Here is a 15,806-nt window from a genome sequence, read left to right on the forward strand (position 1 = left end):
GTCAGGAGGTCGGTACGCCGACGACCGACCAGGCCTTCAGGACCGCCTCCACCTCGTCGCCGCCGTCCCCGAACAGCCTGCGCGCCGACGCCACCGTCGCCCGCGCGAACTCGGAGAACCGGGCCTCCTCGGTCAGCGTGCCGCCGGTCATCACGTCGTACCAGATCCGCCCGGCCCGCTCCCAGGCCTTGCCGCCGAGCTCGGTGGCGAGGACGTAGAAGGCGTGGTTGGGGATGCCCGAGTTGATGTGCACGCCGCCGTTGTCGGAGCTGGTGCGGACGTAGTCGTCCATGGTCGCCGGCTGCGGGTCCTTGCCGAGGACGTCGTCGTCGTACGCGGTGCCCGGGGCCTTCATGGACCGCAGCGCCGTGCCCCGGTCCACCGCCGGTCCGAGCAGCCCGGCCCCGATGAGCCAGTCCGCCTGGTCCGCGGTCTGCCCGAGCGCGTACTGCTTCACCAGCGAACCGAAGACATCGGACACGGACTCGTTCAGCGCCCCCGACTGGCCGTAGTAGGCGAGGTTCGACGTGTGCTGGGTGAAGCCGTGGGCCAGCTCGTGGCCGATGACGTCGACGGGGAGGGTGAAGTCGAGGAAGAGCTCGCCGTCGCCGTCGCCGAACACCATCTGTTCGCCGTTCCAGAAGGCGTTGTCGTACTTCACGTCGTAGTGGACCGTCGCCAGGAGCGGCATCCCGGCGCCGTCGATCGAGCGGTGCCCGAAGGCCTTCAGGAAGAGGTCGAAGGTGGCGCCGAGCCCGGCGTAGGCGCGGTTGACGGTGGCGTCCTGGCCCGCCGGGTCGCCCTCGCCGCGGACCTTCACGCCCGGGAGCTCGGTGCGGTTGCGGGCGTCGTACACCGTCCGGCGCGGTCCGTCGGAGGGCTCGCCGGACGGGGCGGCGGGCGCGGCCCCGGCCCGGGCCGTGCGCTGGGCCACGTCGACCGCGAGGGTGCGCCGGGCGGCCTCGGCGTGGGCGGGGTTGTCGGAGCGGGCCAGCCGCTCCAGGACGTGCGGCGGGACGATGGAGCAGAACACAGGCGTGTGGGGAGTCATTCCTGCAATGTGGCACTGTGTGAGCGCGCTGTCACGAGCGGCGACGAGGATTGCCGAAATGGAGTGATGGGTCACGTTTCGGGCTTGACGCGACGGCCGTCCCGCATACTGAAACGGGACGTCCGCCTCCGCCGGTCCTGGGCTATGGTGACGCACATCATGCGTTTCGGGCTGCTTCTCCTTAGCTGCCGCGGCGAGGGCCTGTAGTCGTAGGCCGACCCCCTCCCCGCGGGTTTCGGTGTTGCGTTCGACAGTCGGCCGTCCCTCCCGCAGGACCCCCGAGGAGCCCTACGCAATGTCTCAGTCCACGTTTGCCGGTCGCCCCACGCCTCTGACCAACGCGACGCACCTGCAGAAGCCGTCCGGGATGCCCGTCCACAAGTACGGGCGGTACGAGGCCGTCGACATCCCCGATCGCACCTGGCCCGAGCAGCGCATCACCAAGGCGCCGCGCTGGCTGTCCACCGACCTGCGCGACGGCAACCAGGCCCTGATCGACCCGATGAGCCCGGCCCGCAAGCGCGAGATGTTCGACCTGCTGGTCCGCATGGGCTACAAGGAGATCGAGGTCGGCTTCCCGTCCTCCGGCGAGACCGACTTCGCCTTCGTCCGGTCGATCATCGAAGAGGGCGCGATCCCGGACGACGTCACCATCTCCGTACTGACCCAGGCCCGCGAGGACCTGATCGAGCGGACCGTGGAGTCCCTGGTCGGCGCCAAGCGCGCCACCGTGCACCTGTACAACGCGACCGCGCCCACCTTCCGCCGGGTCGTCTTCCGCGGCTCCAAGGGCGACATCAAGCAGATCGCGGTCGACGGCACCCGTCTGGTGATGGAGTACGCCGAGAAGCTGCTGGGCCCGGAGACGATCTTCGGCTACCAGTACAGCCCGGAGATCTTCACCGACACCGAGCTGGACTTCGCCCTGGAGGTCTGCGAGGCGGTCTGCGACGTCTGGCAGCCCGGCCCCGGCCGCGAGATCATCCTCAACCTGCCCGCCACGGTGGAGCGTTCGACGCCGTCCACGCACGCGGACCGCTTCGAGTGGATGTCCCGCAACCTGACCCGCCGCGAGTACGTCTGCCTGTCCGTCCACCCGCACAACGACCGCGGCACGGCCGTGGCGGCGGCCGAGCTGGCGATCATGGCCGGCGCCGACCGCATCGAGGGCTGCCTGTTCGGGCAGGGCGAGCGCACCGGCAACGTCGACCTGGTGACCCTGGGCATGAACCTGTTCAGCCAGGGCGTCGACCCGCAGATCGACTTCTCGCAGATCGACGAGATCCGCCGGACCTCCGAGTACTGCAACCAGATGGAGGTCCACCCGCGCCACCCCTACGCGGGCGACCTGGTCTACACCGCCTTCTCCGGCTCCCACCAGGACGCCATCAAGAAGGGCTTCGACGCCATGGAGGCCGACGCGGCCGCCCAGGGCAAGACCGTCGACGAGATCGAGTGGGCCGTCCCGTACCTGCCGATCGACCCGAAGGACGTCGGCCGCTCCTACGAGGCCGTGATCCGGGTCAACTCGCAGTCCGGCAAGGGCGGCATCGCGTACGTCCTGAAGAACGACCACAAGCTGGAGCTGCCCCGCCGGATGCAGATCGAGTTCTCGAGGATCATCCAGGCCAAGACCGACGCCGAGGGCGGCGAGGTCACCCCGAAGGAGATCTGGTCCGTCTTCCAGGACGAGTACCTGCCCAACCCGGACAACCCGTGGGGCCGCATCCAGCTGCGCTCCGGCCAGTCGACCTCCGACACGGACGGCACCGACACCCTCAAGGTCGAGGCCGTCGTCGACGGCGTGGAGACGGTCCTGACGGGCTCCGGCAACGGTCCGATCTCCGCCTTCTTCGCCGCGCTGCAGGCCATCGGCGTGGACGCCCGCCTGCTGGACTACCAGGAGCACACGATGAGCGAGGGCGCCTCCGCGCAGGCCGCCTCGTACATCGAGTGCGCCATCGACGGCAAGGTCCTGTGGGGCATCGGCATCGACGCCAACACCACCCGCGCCTCGCTGAAGGCGGTCGTCTCGGCGGTCAACCGCTCGGCGCGCTGACCCGACGCCCGCCCTCTTCACCGAAGCCGCCCCGCATCCCTTCCGAGGGGTGCGGGGCAGCTTCGTTTGTGAGCTGCGTCACGGTTTCAGGTTCGCTTAAGGAAGATCATGACGACATGCCGGAATCAGTGTCATATCGGGTGAGTTGACGCCACATCAGGCCGTGCCGGAAGGTCGGCTCGTCCACTCGGACAACCCTTCCCCCGCACTCCCGACCTGGAGCTCGCATGCGCACGTCCGCTGCCGTGGCCGCCGTTCTCGCGGTGACCGGAGCCGCCCTCACCTGGGCCCCCGCCGCCTCCGCCGCCCCCGGCCGGGACGGCACGGAATGCGTGACGAACCCGCTCGGGACGGCCGGCCGCTACGCCGAGTTCGTCGAGAAGGACTCGACCCGCTTCTCCGACTCCGAGGGCGCCGTCGCGGTCGGCGGCGACGCGCACTTCGGCGACGCCGGGACCGGCCAGGGCTTCTCCATCGGCCACAAGCTCACCGCCACCGACCTCGCCGCGCTCCCCGGCGGCCACAGCCTCGTCGTCGGCGGCACCCTCCACGCCAACCAGGTCGTGCTGACCAAGGGCTCCGGCGTCTACGGCGCGCTCGACGACCGCTCCGTGAAGGGCGCCGGCTTCGCCGTCGACGGCCCGCACGGGAAGGGCGCCTCCCCGACCTCCCCGATCGACTTCCGCAAGGAGTTCACGGGCCTGCGCGCCCTGTCCGCCGCCTGGGCGCGGGTCGAGCCGAACGGCACGGTCGCCGCCGACCGGACCGGCCGGGGGCTCTTCCTCACCGGAACGGACGAGCGGCTGAACGTCTTCGCCGTGAGCGCCGCCGACCTGGAGAAGGCCGGCGCGATCTCGGTCAAGGTCCCGGCCGGCTCGTCGACCCTCGTGAACGTCCTCGGCACCTCGTACGACATGCACAGCGAGCCGACCTACGGCGTCTGGCTGTGGGACCAGGCCAAGGGCGCCTACGTCCAGGACGACTACGCCGCCGGCAGCGACGCGTTCAAGAGCGTCCGCTCCAGGCTGCTGTGGAACTTCCCGCAGGCCGAGCAGGTGCGGAAGAACTACACCTCCTGGCCCGGCACCCTCTTCGCGCCGAACGCCACCGTCCGGATGGGCGACCGGAACGTCGGACCCGGCCACGTCAACGGCTCCGTGATCGCCGAGGAACTGATCACCGTGCCCGGCGCCGAGACCCACCAGATGAACTTCACCGGCTGCCTGCCCAGGGAGACGGAGCCGGGCCCGGTCGTCACCCCCGAGAAGCCCAGGCCGACCGACACCCCCGTCCCCACCCCGACCGCCACCCCCACGCCCACCGCCACCTCGACCGCTTCGGCCGCGCCCTCCTCCCCGGCCACCACCGCTCCCGCCCCCTCACAGTCCTCCTCGGCCGCGGTTCCCGCGCCGTCGTCCACTCCGGAGGGTGATCTCGCCCGGACCGGTTCGTCCTTCGGACCTGCCGCGATGGGCGTCGCCGGAGCGGCCGTCCTCGTCGGCGGCGGCTTCCTGGCCTTCGCGAAGCTGCGCAAGCGGGCTTCCTGAGGCCCCGGAAGGGCCCGGCGGAGGCCCGGCGGCGGTCCGTCGGGTCTCGGCCATCTCCGGGGCGTTCTGCTGACGAGGTGCTGACGCCACATCATCGATGTGGCTAACATCACGCCAACGCCGGCAGTGTTGCCGGACCGTCGAGGGAGGTGCGGCGTGCGGTCAGCGCGGAAGTCACGGGACCGGAGCAGGGTTCTCTGCGGAATTCGCACCTCCTGGAACACGGTCGGCGACGGCGAGTTCTTCTGCGCCGAGTGCGGCGGAGACCGCAACTACCGGCGCCGCACCGGCCGCCGCCGGTTCACCCTCCTGGGCGTGCCGCTGCTGCCCCGCGGCGAAGCCGGCCCGGTCATCGAGTGCGCCGCCTGCCACACCCACTTCGGTACGGACGTGCTGGCCCATCCGACGACCAGCCGGTTCTCGGGGATGCTCCGGGACGCCGTGCACACCGTCGCGCTGGCCGTCCTCGCGGCGGGCGGCACCTCCTCCCGTACGGCCGTGGACACCGCCGTCACCGGAGTGCGGGCCGCCGGGTTCGCCGACTGCACCGCGCTCCAGCTGGTCGAACTTGTCGAGGCGCTCGCCGCCGACACCGGCCGCTTCCTGCCGGACGTGAGCAGCGGGGGAGCGGCCCTCGCCATCGAACTGCACGAGGCGCTCGAACCGCTCTCCCCGCACCTCGCCGCCGCCGGCCGCGAATCGATCCTGCTCCAGGGGGCGCGGATCGCGCTCGCGGACGGCCCGTACAGCCCGGCGGAACGCGAGGTGCTCGGCACGGTCGGCAACGCCCTCGCGCTCCGCGCCGACGACACCGAGCGGCTGCTCGCCACCGCGCGTACGTCGTCCTTGTAGCGCGTACGGGGCTCAGGGGCCGGGGACCGCGCCGAGGCGCTCGAACACCCCGCGGGCGGCTCCCTCTTCGCGCCGGGCCGCATCCTCGTCGCCCGCCGCCCGCTCGGCCCGCGCCAGCAGCATCCGGACGCGCGCCGCCTCGTACGGCACGCGAAGGTCCCGCCAGAGCGCGAGCGCCCGCCGCAGCGGGTCGTGCGCCGGCTCGCCCCGGGCGAGGGCGAGCGCCCCGCGCGCGCCGGTGGCCACGGCGGTGAGCAGCGGAAGCTGCGGGTCGGCGAGCCCCTCCAGTTCCGCCACGGCCTCGGCGGCGGCGCCGGTCTCGCCGAGGGCGAGGGTCGCCTCGGTGAGCGCGGCGAGCAGCCGGGCCCGGCCGGCCAGGTCGTGCCGCGGGTCGCTCTGACAGTCCAGGGCGAGGCGCAGTCCGGCGCGCGCCGCGTCCGCGCGCCCCTGCGCGAGCCGCAGCAGCGCCAGCCCCGGCTGGGGGACCCGGCCCAGCTCATGGGCGTGGGCGTACGAGCGGGCCGCCTCCTGAGGGCGCCCCCGACGCCGCCGGATGTCGCCGATCGCGTACGCGGCGGCCGCGGCCGCGTCGAGAGAGTCGGCGGAGACCTCGTGGAGCACGTGCCGCGCCCGGTCCTCGGCGCGCTCCCACGCGCCGAGCAGATCGAGGACCTCGGCGTGCCGGACCCCGCACACGGCGCGGAACGGGTTGTGCGCGTGGGACGGGGCCGAGCACCAGGCCGTCGCCGCGTCCGTCCACCGCACCGCGCGGCCCAGGTCCCCGGCGGCGGCGACCCAGGTGAGGGCGAGGGAGTACAGCCAGCCGGTGAACAGGGGGCTCAGCTCGCCCGCGGTCACCGCGCGCATCACGTCGTCGAGGAGGGCGAGGCCCTCGCCGCGGCGGCCCTGGGCGATCAGCACGGAGGACTCGGCCTGCCGGCTCAGGGCGACGAGGTCGGGGCTGCCGGACCGCGCGGCGAGCCCGGTCATACGGCGTGCGGCGGCCAGGGCCGCGGGCGTGGCGTGGTGTTCCTCGGCCTCCGCCACGTCCGTCAGGGCCAGGAAGCACTGCTCGGGGCAGTCGGGGCGGCCCTCCAGATGGTGCCGGGCCCGGTGCGTCCAGCCCGCCGCGGCGGCGGGACGGCCGAGCCGGCGGTACTCGAAGGCGAGCCACCAGGCGCTGAGCCCGGCGCCGCGCCAGTCCCCCCGCGCCACGTAGGCGGCATGGGCCCGAAGGCGCGCCGTGACGGACTCGTCCACCCGGCCCGACCACCAGGCGGCGTCGGCGAGGGCGGCCAGATCGTCGGCGCCGAGGGGACCTGTGGGATGCCGGTCCGCCTCGTGCAGCAGCGCGTACGCCCCGGCCCAGTCCTCCCGGGCCACCGCGTCGCGCCCCCGCTCCCCGACGGACACGACCAGGGCCATCGCCGCTCACTTCCCTTCCCGGCCCTCCCAGAATAGGGCGGGCCGGGGACGGGGGCAGCGCGGCGACGGCGGGGTGGGTCCGGCCGGTTCAGCCGGTCCGGCCGGATCAGCCCAGGTCGACGCCGCTCGCGCGGAGCATGTCCTCGCGCTCGACGATCTTCACGCGCTCGCGGCCCTGCGGCTCGCCGAGGGCCTTCTCGGCGGCGTCGAGCTTGTACCAGCCCTCCCACGTCGTGTACGTGACGCCCTTGCCCTCCAGGAAGGACACGACCGCGTCCTCCTGCGGGGACTCGGGGGTGAGCAGACGGCCGTTGGCGTGGTCGTCGAGGAGGTTGGCCACGGTCTCGTTGGCGTCGCCCTTGGTGTGGCCGATGAGGCCGACGGGGCCGCGGCGGATCCAGCCGGTGACATAGGTGGAGGGCATGGGCGCGCCGCCCTCCTCGATCACCCGGCCGCCCTCGTCCGGGACGGTGCCGGAGACGGTGTCCCAGGGCAGCTTGGGCAGCTCGTCGGAGAGGTAGCCGACGGCGCGGTAGACGGCCTGGACGTCCCAGTCGGTGGTCTTGCCGGTGCCCGTGACGTTGCCGGTGCCGTCCAGCTCGGTGCGCTCGGTGCGCAGGCCGACGACCTTGCCGTCCTCGCCGAGGATCTCGACGGGCGACTCGAAGAAGTGCAGGAAGAGCTTGTGCGGGCGGTCGCCGATGTCGCGGATCGCCCAGTTCTCCAGGGTCTTGGCGACCATGTCGGTCTGCTTGTTCTTGCGCCGCTCGGCGATCGAGCCCTCGTCGTAGTCGATGTCCTCGGGGTTGACGATGACCTCGATGTTCGGGGAGTGGTCCAGCTCGCGCAGCTCCATGGGGCTGAACTTCGCCTGGGCCGGGCCGCGGCGGCCGAACACGTGGATCTCCACGGCCTTGTTGGCCTTCAGCCCCTCGTAGACGTTCGGCGGGATCTCGGTCGGCAGCAGCTCGTCGGCGGTCTTGGCGAGGATGCGGGCGATGTCGAGGGCCACGTTGCCGACGCCGAGGACGGCGACCTTCTCGGCCGACAGGTCCCAGTCGCGCGGGACGTCCGGGTGACCGTCGTACCAGGAGGCGAAGTCGGCGGCGCCGAGGGAGCCGTCGAGCTCGACGCCCGGGATGCGGAGCTCGCGGTCGAACATGGCGCCGGTGGAGAAGACCACCGCGTCGTAGAAGGAGCGCAGGTCGTCGAGGTGGATGTCGGTGCCGTAGTCGACGTTGCCGAAGAGGCGGACCTGCGGCTTGTCGAGGACCTGGTGGAGGGCGGTGATGATGCCCTTGATGCGGGGGTGGTCCGGCGCGACGCCGTAGCGGATGAGGCCGAACGGCGCGGGCATCCGCTCGAAGAGGTCGATGGACACGCCCGGTTCGGCGGCGGCCTCGGACTTCAGCAGCGCATCAGCGGCGTAGATCCCGGCGGGGCCGGCGCCGACGATCGCGACCCGGAGGGGGCGGGGCATGACGGGGTTCCCTTCGCAAGCGACGCGGCGGCGAGGATCGCCGCCACTTAGGTCACCCTAATTAACGCGTCGAGCGGATCGGTACCCGCCCCCGGTCTATGGCCTCATAAGGCGGACTTATGGGATCTCAAACGGAGTCCCAGAAGGCGGAATCCTAGGATCCGTCACCGGTGAGACCGCCTGCCGTCAGGGCGTCGGCGGTCATGAAGGCCAGCAGCGCGACGCCGTTCAGCCCGATGAAGAGGAGGACGGCGCCCATCGTGAGGTTGAAGCGCCGCATGATCGGGTGCTTCGGCGCGTGGACGTCCCCCGGGTCCTCGGAGTCGTAGGCGACCTCGAGGTACGACCGGTGACCCTCCCCGGACACGGTGCGGGTGACGCCGTCGCCGCCGACGTAGAGATACACCCCCGGCGCGTTGGACGGCTTGGCGAAGGTCCTGACGCCGTGCTTCCACAGGCGCCGCCCGCGGAGCCAGGCCCTCGCCTCGTACACGCCGAAGCCGAGGGCCGCGGTCGTCAGGAAGCCGATCGGCACGATGCCGATGGCGTGGCCGGCGCTTCCGGCGGCCGCGCAGACCACGCACAGCGCCACCACCGCCGCGAGACAGCCGATCAGGAACCACTTGAAGCGGCGCACGAACGTCTCGCGCGCCACCGTCTTGAGGGTGTGCACGACGACGAGGGCGTTGCCGTCGATCTCCTCGGCCGGTTCGAGCCTCAGGGCGTTCACCCCCTCGGCGAACGCGACGGCGGCGTCCTCCGCCACGTCCTCGATCCGGTGCACCACCGGCGTCGCCCCGGCCGGTGCCCGCAGCTCGATGACCAGCGTCCTCCCCTCGGCCCGCGCGTCCGCGATCGCCTCGCCGGGGATCGTGAGCTCCTCACGGGGCCGTTCCAGGATCAGACCTCGGCTGACGGCGCTCAGGACGACGCCGTCACGGCCCCGGAGCACGGGTATGGACGCGATGATCGACATGGGGGGATCGTAGGGGCGGAGGGCGGTGTATCGCGGGTGTATCGAGAATCGGATACGCCGCCGCAACCGGCCCTGGTCTTCCCTTGAGGTATGAACCACGACGCATCCCTGGCGGCGCCGCCGCGCCGCACCCGCCGGATCGTGCTCCTCGGGCTGGCCGTCCTCGGTGTGGGCGGCGGCCTTTTCGTTTTGCGGCGGCCGCTGATGATGTCCGCTCCGGCCTGCATGGCCGGGCAGTGGGACCACTGCCTCGGCACGTTCAACGGGGTGGTGCTCATGACGCTGGTGACGCTGCCGCCGGCCGTGTTGGTGGCGGGGGCCCTGGCGTGGGCCTATCGGCGGCGTGCGGGCGGGGGCACGGGCGCGGGGGCGTGGCGGAGAGCACTGGCCGAGGTGGGGATGGTCCACGGGACGGTGCCGTTCCTGTGGCTGATCCTGATGCCGGGTGAGGGCGCGGGTGTGGTGCCCGGCCGGGTGAGTCTCGTACCGCTGCGGGACCTGGTCACGATGGGGTCGCTGGGGATCGTCGGCAATCTGCTGGTCTTCGCGTCGCTGGGGTTCTTCGGTCCGATACGGTTCGCGGCCCTGGCGTCCGTGCCGCGGATCCTGGCGCTCGGCGTCGGCTGCTCGGTCCTGGTGGAGACCGCGCAGTACGTCCTGCGGCTCGACCGGGTGTCCTCCGTGGACGACGTCCTGGTCAACGCCACCGGTGCCGTGCTGGCCGGGCTGGCGTCGCGCCGCTGGTGGCGCACGACGGCACAGGCCCCTTCGGACCGGCCCGTTCCGGTGGACCCACGCCGTCGCATATGTCGGCGATAGGTGGTGCTGCCTAGGCTGCGGGCATGCGCGTACTGATCGTGGAGGACGAGCCCTACCTGGCCGAGGCCGTCCGTGACGGCCTCCGGCTGGAGGCGATCGCCGCCGACATCGCGGGCGACGGCGACTCCGCCCTCGAACTGCTCAGCGTCAACTCCTACGACCTCGCGGTCCTCGACCGCGACATCCCCGGCCCCTCCGGTGACGAGGTCGCCCGGCGCATCGTCGCCTCCGGCAGCGGCATCCCGATCCTCATGCTCACGGCCGCCGACCGGATCGACGACAAGGCGTCCGGGTTCGAGCTCGGCGCCGACGACTACCTCACCAAGCCGTTCGAGCTGCGGGAGCTCGTCCTGCGCCTGCGGGCGCTCGACCGCAGGCGCGCCTACGCCCGGCCCCCGGTCCGCGAGATCGCGGGCCTGCGGCTGGACCCCTTCCGCCGGGAGGTCTTCCGCGACGGACGCTATGTCGCGCTCACCCGCAAGCAGTTCGCCGTGCTCGACGTCCTCGTCGCCGCCGAGGGCGGGGTCGTCAGCTCCGAGGAGCTGCTCGAACGGGCCTGGGACGAGAACGCCGACCCCTTCACCAACGCCGTCCGCATCACCGTCTCCGCCCTCCGCAAGCGGCTCGGCGAGCCGTGGATCATCGCCACGGTCCCGGGCGTCGGCTACCGCATCGACACCGCGACCGGCACGACCGGCACCGGCCGTCCGCATGCGTAGGCCCGGACTCAGCGTCCGGCTGAAGCTCACCCTCAGCTACGCCGGGTTCCTCGCCGTCGCCGGCGGTCTGCTGCTCGCCGTGGTGTGGGGCTTCCTGCTGCGCTACGTCCCCGACAACTCCCAGGGGCTGCTGGGGATCGCGCCCAACCGCTACCTCCTCGTGCGGACCTTCGCGCCCGCCGCGGCCCTGGCGATGCTCTTCCTGCTCGTCTTCGGCCTCGTCGGGGGATGGATCCTGGCCGGCCGGATGCTCGCGCCGCTCACCCGGATCACGGCTGCGGCACGGCTGGCCGCGTGGGGATCGCTGTCCCACCGGATCAGGATGGAAGGACGCCGGGACGAGTTCCGCGAACTCGCCGACGCCTTCGACACCATGCTCGGCGAGCTCGAGTCGCACGTCTCCGAGCAGCGGAGGTTCGCCGCGAACGCCTCCCACGAACTGCGCACCCCGCTCGCCATCTCGCAGACCCTGCTCGACGTCGCCCGCAAGGACCCCACCCGGGACCGCGACGAGCTCCTCGCCCGCCTCCAGGCCGTCAACACCCGCGCGATCGGCCTCACCGAGGCGCTCCTGCTGCTCAGCCGCAGCGACCGCGGAACCTTCCGCCGCGCGAGAGTCGACCTCTCCCTCGTCGCCGAGGAGGCCGCCGAAACCCTGCTTCCGCTCGCCGAACAGCGTGGGATCACCCTCGACGTCATCGGAGGCGAGACCTGGACCACCGGCTCCGAGGAACTCCTGCTGCGGATGGTGACGAACCTCGTCCAGAACGCCGTCGTCCACAACCTCCCCACCGGCGGCACCGTCACGGTCCACATCGAGACGCGGGGCGACACGAGCGTGCTGTGCGTCGAGAACACGGGCCATCCGCTTCCACCGGACCTGGTGCCGACCCTCGTCGAACCCTTCCAGCGTGGCACGGAACGCGCCCGCACCGACGAGCACGCCGGCGTCGGCCTCGGCCTGGCCATCGTGCAGAGCATCGTCCGCGCCCACGACGGCATCCTCGACCTCGCCCCCCGCCCCGCCGGCGGCCTCCTCGTCACGGTGCTGCTCCCCGCCACGGCGCGGCCTCTAGAGTCGGGCGGGTGACCGAGACCCCTTACCTCCGGGCGGTGCGGAGCTCGTACGACACCGTCGCCGACGCCTACGTGCAGACCGTGCCCGCACCGGACCGCCTTGATCCGCTCTCCCGGCGGATGCTGGACGCGTTCGCCGAGACCGTCGAGGGCGGTCCCGTCGCCGACGTGGGGTGCGGGCCGGGAAGGGTGACCGCGTATCTCGCGCGGGCGGGGGCGGACGCCTTCGGGATCGATCTGTCACCCCGGATGGTCGCCCTCGCCCGCCGCGCGCACCCGGAACTCGGCTTCGCCGTCGGGTCGATGACCGCCCTCCCGGTCGCCGACGTCGCCCTCGCCGGAATCCTCGCGTACTACTCGACCCACCACGTGCCCCCGGAGCTCCTGCCCGCCGTCTACGCCGAGTTCCGCCGCGTCCTCGCCCCCGGCGGCCGGCTCATGATCGCCGGCCATGTGGGTGAGGACGACGGGGAGGGCGAGTGCCGTCACCACACCGAGGCGTACGGCGGGCTCCCCGTGTCGTTCGACTCCCACTTCCTGCCCCCGGACCGGATCGTCCGGCTGCTGGAAGAGGCCGGTTTCGTCGTGACGGCCCGCCTCACCCAGGAGCCGGCGCCGGGACAGAAACGGCGGTACGGGACCTTCCTCGCGGTCAGCCCCGGACCCGTGCCAGGTCGGCCCGGGTGAGTCGCCAGACGCGGAACTCGCCGTCGGCGTCCCGCAGCCGCCCCTGTTCGGTGCAGCCGAGGCGGGCGGCGACGGCGGCGCTGCGCTCGTTGCCCGGTTCGTGCACGACGAGGACTTGCTCGACGCCCGGCAGCCGGAAGGCCGTCTCGGCCAGGGCCCGGGCGGCGCGGGCCGCCACGCCCCGGCCGGTCGCGGCCGGGTGGAGCCAGTAGCCGATCTCGTACGCGTCGCCCGGGGTGTCCTCGCGCCGGTGGAGCTGGCACGCGCCGGACATCGTCCCGTCGAGCACGATCGCGTACGAGAACTCCTTGCCGGCCTCCCAGAGTTCCGCGCGCCGCGCGAGGAAGGCCAGGGTGCCGGCCGGGCTGTGGTCGTCGACCCACGCCATCCACGGCCGCAGATGGTCGAGCGACTCGTCGATGACCCGGTGCAGCTCGGGGAGGTCCGCCTCGCCGTCGAAGCGACGGAGGGTGAGACGGTCGTCGATCTCGATCACCTGAGGGGGCCGCGGCGCAGAATCCATGCGGGCAGGATCACCACAGCCCGGGTCCCTCCGGCAAGCGAATTGCCTTTGCGCGGGCGCCCAGCCGCTGTATTGGATGGGGCCCGATGGGCAGACAAGAGCGTGAACGCAAGGTGCACCGGCCGCTGAGGCGCGCCGGCCTGGAGGTCGTCCCGGACCCGGACGCCGCCGCCGCGTCGGCGGTCCCCTTCGTCACCGGGCACGGCCCGGAAGACTTCGTGGGTGGTTTCTCCCACGCGTACAAAACCCCGAGGCTCATCGAGCGCCTCAACGAGGACTGGTACGAGCTCGCCGTCTCCGCCGGCCTCTTCGACCACCGCCGGGAGTTCCTCGTGCGCCTTCCCCAGGGCACGAGGACCCACCGGGATGCGATCCACCGGGTGAACTTCGGCGGCGCCGCGCCCTGGGTCTGGACCCGCGTCCGGCTCCTGGAGCGCTGGGACGTCATGGGGAGGGGCGCGCAGTCCGCCTTCCTCGGCGTGTACGCCGGTCACCCGGGATTCAGCATGCTCGCCCTCGACGGCAGCGTCTACATCTCGGCCTCGACGGGCGAGGTCGGCATCGATGTCTACGCCGTGCGCGTTCCCGTCGGGCGCGCGGGTCAGATGTTCTGACCCATGAGGATCATCAGGTAGACGAGACCGAGCGTGGCGGCCCAGAGGATCAGGGACACGAGCGCGACCAGCACGCGGACGAAGGGCGGATAGACACCGACCGCCGTGCCGGGGGCGTCCGGGTGGTAGCAGATCTCGATCTCGCTCGCGTACGCCTGACGGAAGTAGGAGTAAGTCCTGCCGGTCGCGTCCGTGTACGTGTACGTCCCCGACTTGCCGTACGGGCTCGTGCGCACCGCCATCACCGTGATGCCGCGCCGGAGGAGCCACCACATCTGGAAGGCCCGCTCCATGGTGTAGACGCTGAAGAGGTTGAGGAGGATCGCCACGACCCCCAGGATCACGGAGAGGACGAGCGCGCCCGGCTCGCCGTTGGCGACGACCAGCACGCTCATGGCGATGAGCCCCGTGAGACCGGGACCGAAGGCCGCCAGGCCCCAGCCGAGGCCCCTGGCCTTCTCCCCGGTGCTGAGCGGGGTTCGCGGGGCGGTGGGCGTGCGCAGGGAGCGGGTCGTCACGAGCGTGGCGCCGTCGAGGGTCAGGTCGGGCTCGGGCAGTTCGGCCGCGGCGTCGTTCACCGCCGTGGCGAACAGCATGGCCGCCGCCTCGTTCACGCCGTCCACCCGGTAGCCGGCACCCGGGGCGCCTCCCGGCGCCCGCAGCTCGAAGACCACGGCCGGACCGTCCGGGGCGACGAAACGGATCGCCTCCAGCGGTACCCGTATCTCCTCGTCCTCGCGCCGCAGCGTCAGTGCCCCGTCCGTGTACCGGAGCAGGGCGCCGCCGTGGCCGCGCAGGACCGGGACGGAGACAGCCGTCACCCCTTGACCCCGGCCACGAACGCGGCCCAGGCGGCGGCCGGTACGACGAGGGCGGGGCCGTGCGGCACCTTGCTGTCACGGACGGGGACGACACCGGGCACGCCGTCGAGGACCTCGACGCAGTCGCCGCCGGACCCGTTGCTGTAGGAGCTCTTGCGCCAGGCGGCGCCGGCGAAGTCGTACGAGACCTCGACGCAGGAGCCGCCCTCGCCGTTGCTGTAGCTGCTCTTGAACCAGTGGGCGTTGCTCAGGTCGTACCCGTAGTCGCGCATCGTCTGAAGTCCTCCGCCGCCGACTCGATCAGTGCGAGGGACGCCTCTGGCGACAGCGCGGCGACCCTGAGCAGATCGTAGGCGCGCTGGGCCTGCTTCACCACAGCCGGGTCGTCGAGGAGAGTCCCCGAAAACTCCGTCTCGGTATAGGCGGTTGGCGGCTGGTCCGCGAACTCCATGAGCTTGAGGGTGCCGGTCATGTGCGCGTGCGCGCCGACCGCGCGAGGCAGCACGGTGACGAGAACCCACCGCTGCCGGATCAGTGCCGCGATGTGCTCCAATTGCGCGGCCATGGCCGCCGGGCCGCCTACGGGCGTGAGTACCGCGTTCTCGTGGAGGACGACCCAGTACTCGGGCCTTGTAGCGTCCTTGAGGATGCTCTGCCGCTCGATGCGCGCGGTGACCTTCTCGTCGACGTACTCCTCTGTGGCGAAAGGGGTGCACGGCCAGCGTCACCGCCCGCGCGTACTCCGGTGTCTGCAACAGTCCCGGCACCACCGTCGGCGCGAACTCGCAGATCTTCGTCGCCACCGACTCCAGCTCGGCCACCTCGTAGAAATACGAGGCATACGGCGAGCTGTCGATGAGCTTCCTACACGTCCGTTCGAAAATACCGCCGGTTTGTAGTACCTCGTCGATTCTCTTCGCCACATCCAACTGCGGCTTCCGGACCCCCTGCTCGAACAGCCCGATATACGCCCCGGACACGAACACGCGTGCCCCCAGCTCGGTCTGCGAGATTCCCGCCGCCTCCCGGCTCTCCTTCAGCAGCTCGCCGAAGAACTCCCAGGCTTCTTCCCGCTTGGCCTTGGCCATGGATTGAGTCCCGTACCCCACAACGCAGTTGTTGCCCCAGCGCGTCTGTCGATTCTACGGAGCGGCCC

Annotated in this window: 15 protein-coding genes and 1 pseudogene; 8 read left to right on the forward strand and 8 right to left on the reverse strand. The window is 71.9% G+C overall.

Annotated elements, in window-relative coordinates:
- Position 1 precedes the first annotated feature (1 nt).
- Entirely contained in the window at positions 2 to 1,051 is a 1,050-nt protein-coding gene (locus tag ACFY7C_RS11145; protein ID WP_389647219.1) for a M4 family metallopeptidase, read from the reverse strand.
- Positions 1,052 to 1,346: 295 nt separating this feature from the next.
- Between ACFY7C_RS11145 and leuA the strand changes: the two genes are divergently transcribed.
- From leuA to ACFY7C_RS11160, 3 genes are all read left to right on the forward strand, one after another.
- Positions 1,347 to 3,110 (forward strand): 2-isopropylmalate synthase, encoded by a 1,764-nt coding sequence (gene leuA, locus ACFY7C_RS11150; protein ID WP_389647222.1) that lies wholly within the window; start codon positions 1,347 to 1,349, stop codon positions 3,108 to 3,110.
- 227 nt (positions 3,111 to 3,337) lie between these two features.
- Positions 3,338 to 4,657, forward strand: a complete 1,320-nt coding sequence (locus ACFY7C_RS11155; protein ID WP_389647225.1) for a choice-of-anchor A family protein — start codon at positions 3,338 to 3,340, stop codon at positions 4,655 to 4,657.
- A 156-nt stretch (positions 4,658 to 4,813) separates the two neighbouring features.
- Positions 4,814 to 5,509 (forward strand): TerB family tellurite resistance protein, encoded by a 696-nt coding sequence (locus ACFY7C_RS11160; RefSeq protein ID WP_389647228.1) that lies wholly within the window; start codon positions 4,814 to 4,816, stop codon positions 5,507 to 5,509.
- Between the two features lie 12 nt (positions 5,510 to 5,521).
- On the opposite strand, the gene ACFY7C_RS11165 is transcribed toward ACFY7C_RS11160, so the two are convergent.
- The 3 genes from ACFY7C_RS11165 to ACFY7C_RS11175 all read right to left on the reverse strand — a co-directional run bounded on the left by ACFY7C_RS11165 (position 5,522) and on the right by ACFY7C_RS11175 (position 9,390).
- Positions 5,522 to 6,934, reverse strand: a complete 1,413-nt coding sequence (locus ACFY7C_RS11165; protein WP_389647231.1) for a LuxR family transcriptional regulator — start codon at positions 6,932 to 6,934, stop codon at positions 5,522 to 5,524.
- Positions 6,935 to 7,040: 106 nt separating this feature from the next.
- Positions 7,041 to 8,414 carry an FAD-dependent oxidoreductase gene (locus tag ACFY7C_RS11170; protein ID WP_389647234.1) on the reverse strand — a complete coding sequence of 458 codons (1,374 nt, stop codon included), beginning with the start codon at positions 8,412 to 8,414 and terminating at the stop codon, positions 7,041 to 7,043.
- 154 nt (positions 8,415 to 8,568) lie between these two features.
- Complete coding sequence (locus ACFY7C_RS11175) at positions 8,569 to 9,390, reverse strand: hypothetical protein (protein WP_389647237.1); 822 nt, start codon at positions 9,388 to 9,390, stop codon at positions 8,569 to 8,571.
- A gap of 90 nt (positions 9,391 to 9,480) precedes the next feature.
- On the opposite strand from ACFY7C_RS11175, the gene ACFY7C_RS11180 reads away from it, so the two are divergent.
- Genes ACFY7C_RS11180 through ACFY7C_RS11195 form a run of 4 tightly spaced genes read left to right on the forward strand, consistent with a single transcriptional unit; the run spans position 9,481 to position 12,692 of the window.
- Positions 9,481 to 10,209 (forward strand): VanZ family protein, encoded by a 729-nt coding sequence (locus tag ACFY7C_RS11180; RefSeq protein WP_389647240.1) that lies wholly within the window; start codon positions 9,481 to 9,483, stop codon positions 10,207 to 10,209.
- Between the two features lie 23 nt (positions 10,210 to 10,232).
- Positions 10,233 to 10,928, forward strand: a complete 696-nt coding sequence (locus ACFY7C_RS11185) for a response regulator transcription factor (RefSeq protein ID WP_389647243.1) — start codon at positions 10,233 to 10,235, stop codon at positions 10,926 to 10,928.
- Complete coding sequence (locus ACFY7C_RS11190) at positions 10,921 to 12,018, forward strand: sensor histidine kinase (RefSeq protein WP_389647246.1); 1,098 nt, start codon at positions 10,921 to 10,923, stop codon at positions 12,016 to 12,018. The genes ACFY7C_RS11185 and ACFY7C_RS11190 overlap by 8 nt, the downstream gene beginning before the upstream one ends.
- Positions 12,015 to 12,692, forward strand: a complete 678-nt coding sequence (locus ACFY7C_RS11195) for a class I SAM-dependent methyltransferase (protein ID WP_389647249.1) — start codon at positions 12,015 to 12,017, stop codon at positions 12,690 to 12,692. Before ACFY7C_RS11190 ends, ACFY7C_RS11195 begins: the two co-directional genes overlap by 4 nt.
- Here the strand turns inward: ACFY7C_RS11195 and ACFY7C_RS11200 are convergent.
- Entirely contained in the window at positions 12,658 to 13,215 is a 558-nt protein-coding gene (locus tag ACFY7C_RS11200; protein WP_389647252.1) for a GNAT family N-acetyltransferase, read from the reverse strand. The genes ACFY7C_RS11195 and ACFY7C_RS11200 overlap by 35 nt on opposite strands.
- A gap of 86 nt (positions 13,216 to 13,301) precedes the next feature.
- Here ACFY7C_RS11200 and ACFY7C_RS11205 point away from each other — a divergent pair, with 86 nt between their 5' ends.
- A complete protein-coding gene (locus ACFY7C_RS11205; RefSeq protein ID WP_389647256.1) occupies positions 13,302 to 13,829 on the forward strand; it encodes a hypothetical protein in 528 nt (175 codons plus the stop codon).
- On the opposite strand, the gene ACFY7C_RS11210 is transcribed toward ACFY7C_RS11205, so the two are convergent.
- The 3 genes and pseudogenes from ACFY7C_RS11210 to ACFY7C_RS11220 all read right to left on the reverse strand — a co-directional run bounded on the left by ACFY7C_RS11210 (position 13,817) and on the right by ACFY7C_RS11220 (position 15,738).
- The gene (locus ACFY7C_RS11210) at positions 13,817 to 14,650 is read right to left on the reverse strand and encodes a hypothetical protein (RefSeq protein WP_389647259.1); all 834 of its coding nucleotides are present in this window, start codon (positions 14,648 to 14,650) and stop codon (positions 13,817 to 13,819) included. The two genes, ACFY7C_RS11205 and ACFY7C_RS11210, sit on opposite strands and share 13 nt — an antisense overlap.
- The gene (locus ACFY7C_RS11215) at positions 14,647 to 14,922 is read right to left on the reverse strand and encodes a DUF397 domain-containing protein (protein WP_389647262.1); all 276 of its coding nucleotides are present in this window, start codon (positions 14,920 to 14,922) and stop codon (positions 14,647 to 14,649) included. The genes ACFY7C_RS11210 and ACFY7C_RS11215 overlap by 4 nt, the downstream gene beginning before the upstream one ends.
- A pseudogene (locus ACFY7C_RS11220) lies at positions 14,898 to 15,738 on the reverse strand (Scr1 family TA system antitoxin-like transcriptional regulator). Before ACFY7C_RS11220 ends, ACFY7C_RS11215 begins: the two are co-directional and overlap by 25 nt.
- Between the last annotated feature and the right edge of the window lie 68 nt (positions 15,739 to 15,806).

This window comes from Streptomyces sp. NPDC012769, from assembly GCF_042901205.1.
Classification (GTDB): domain Bacteria; phylum Actinomycetota; class Actinomycetes; order Streptomycetales; family Streptomycetaceae; genus Streptomyces.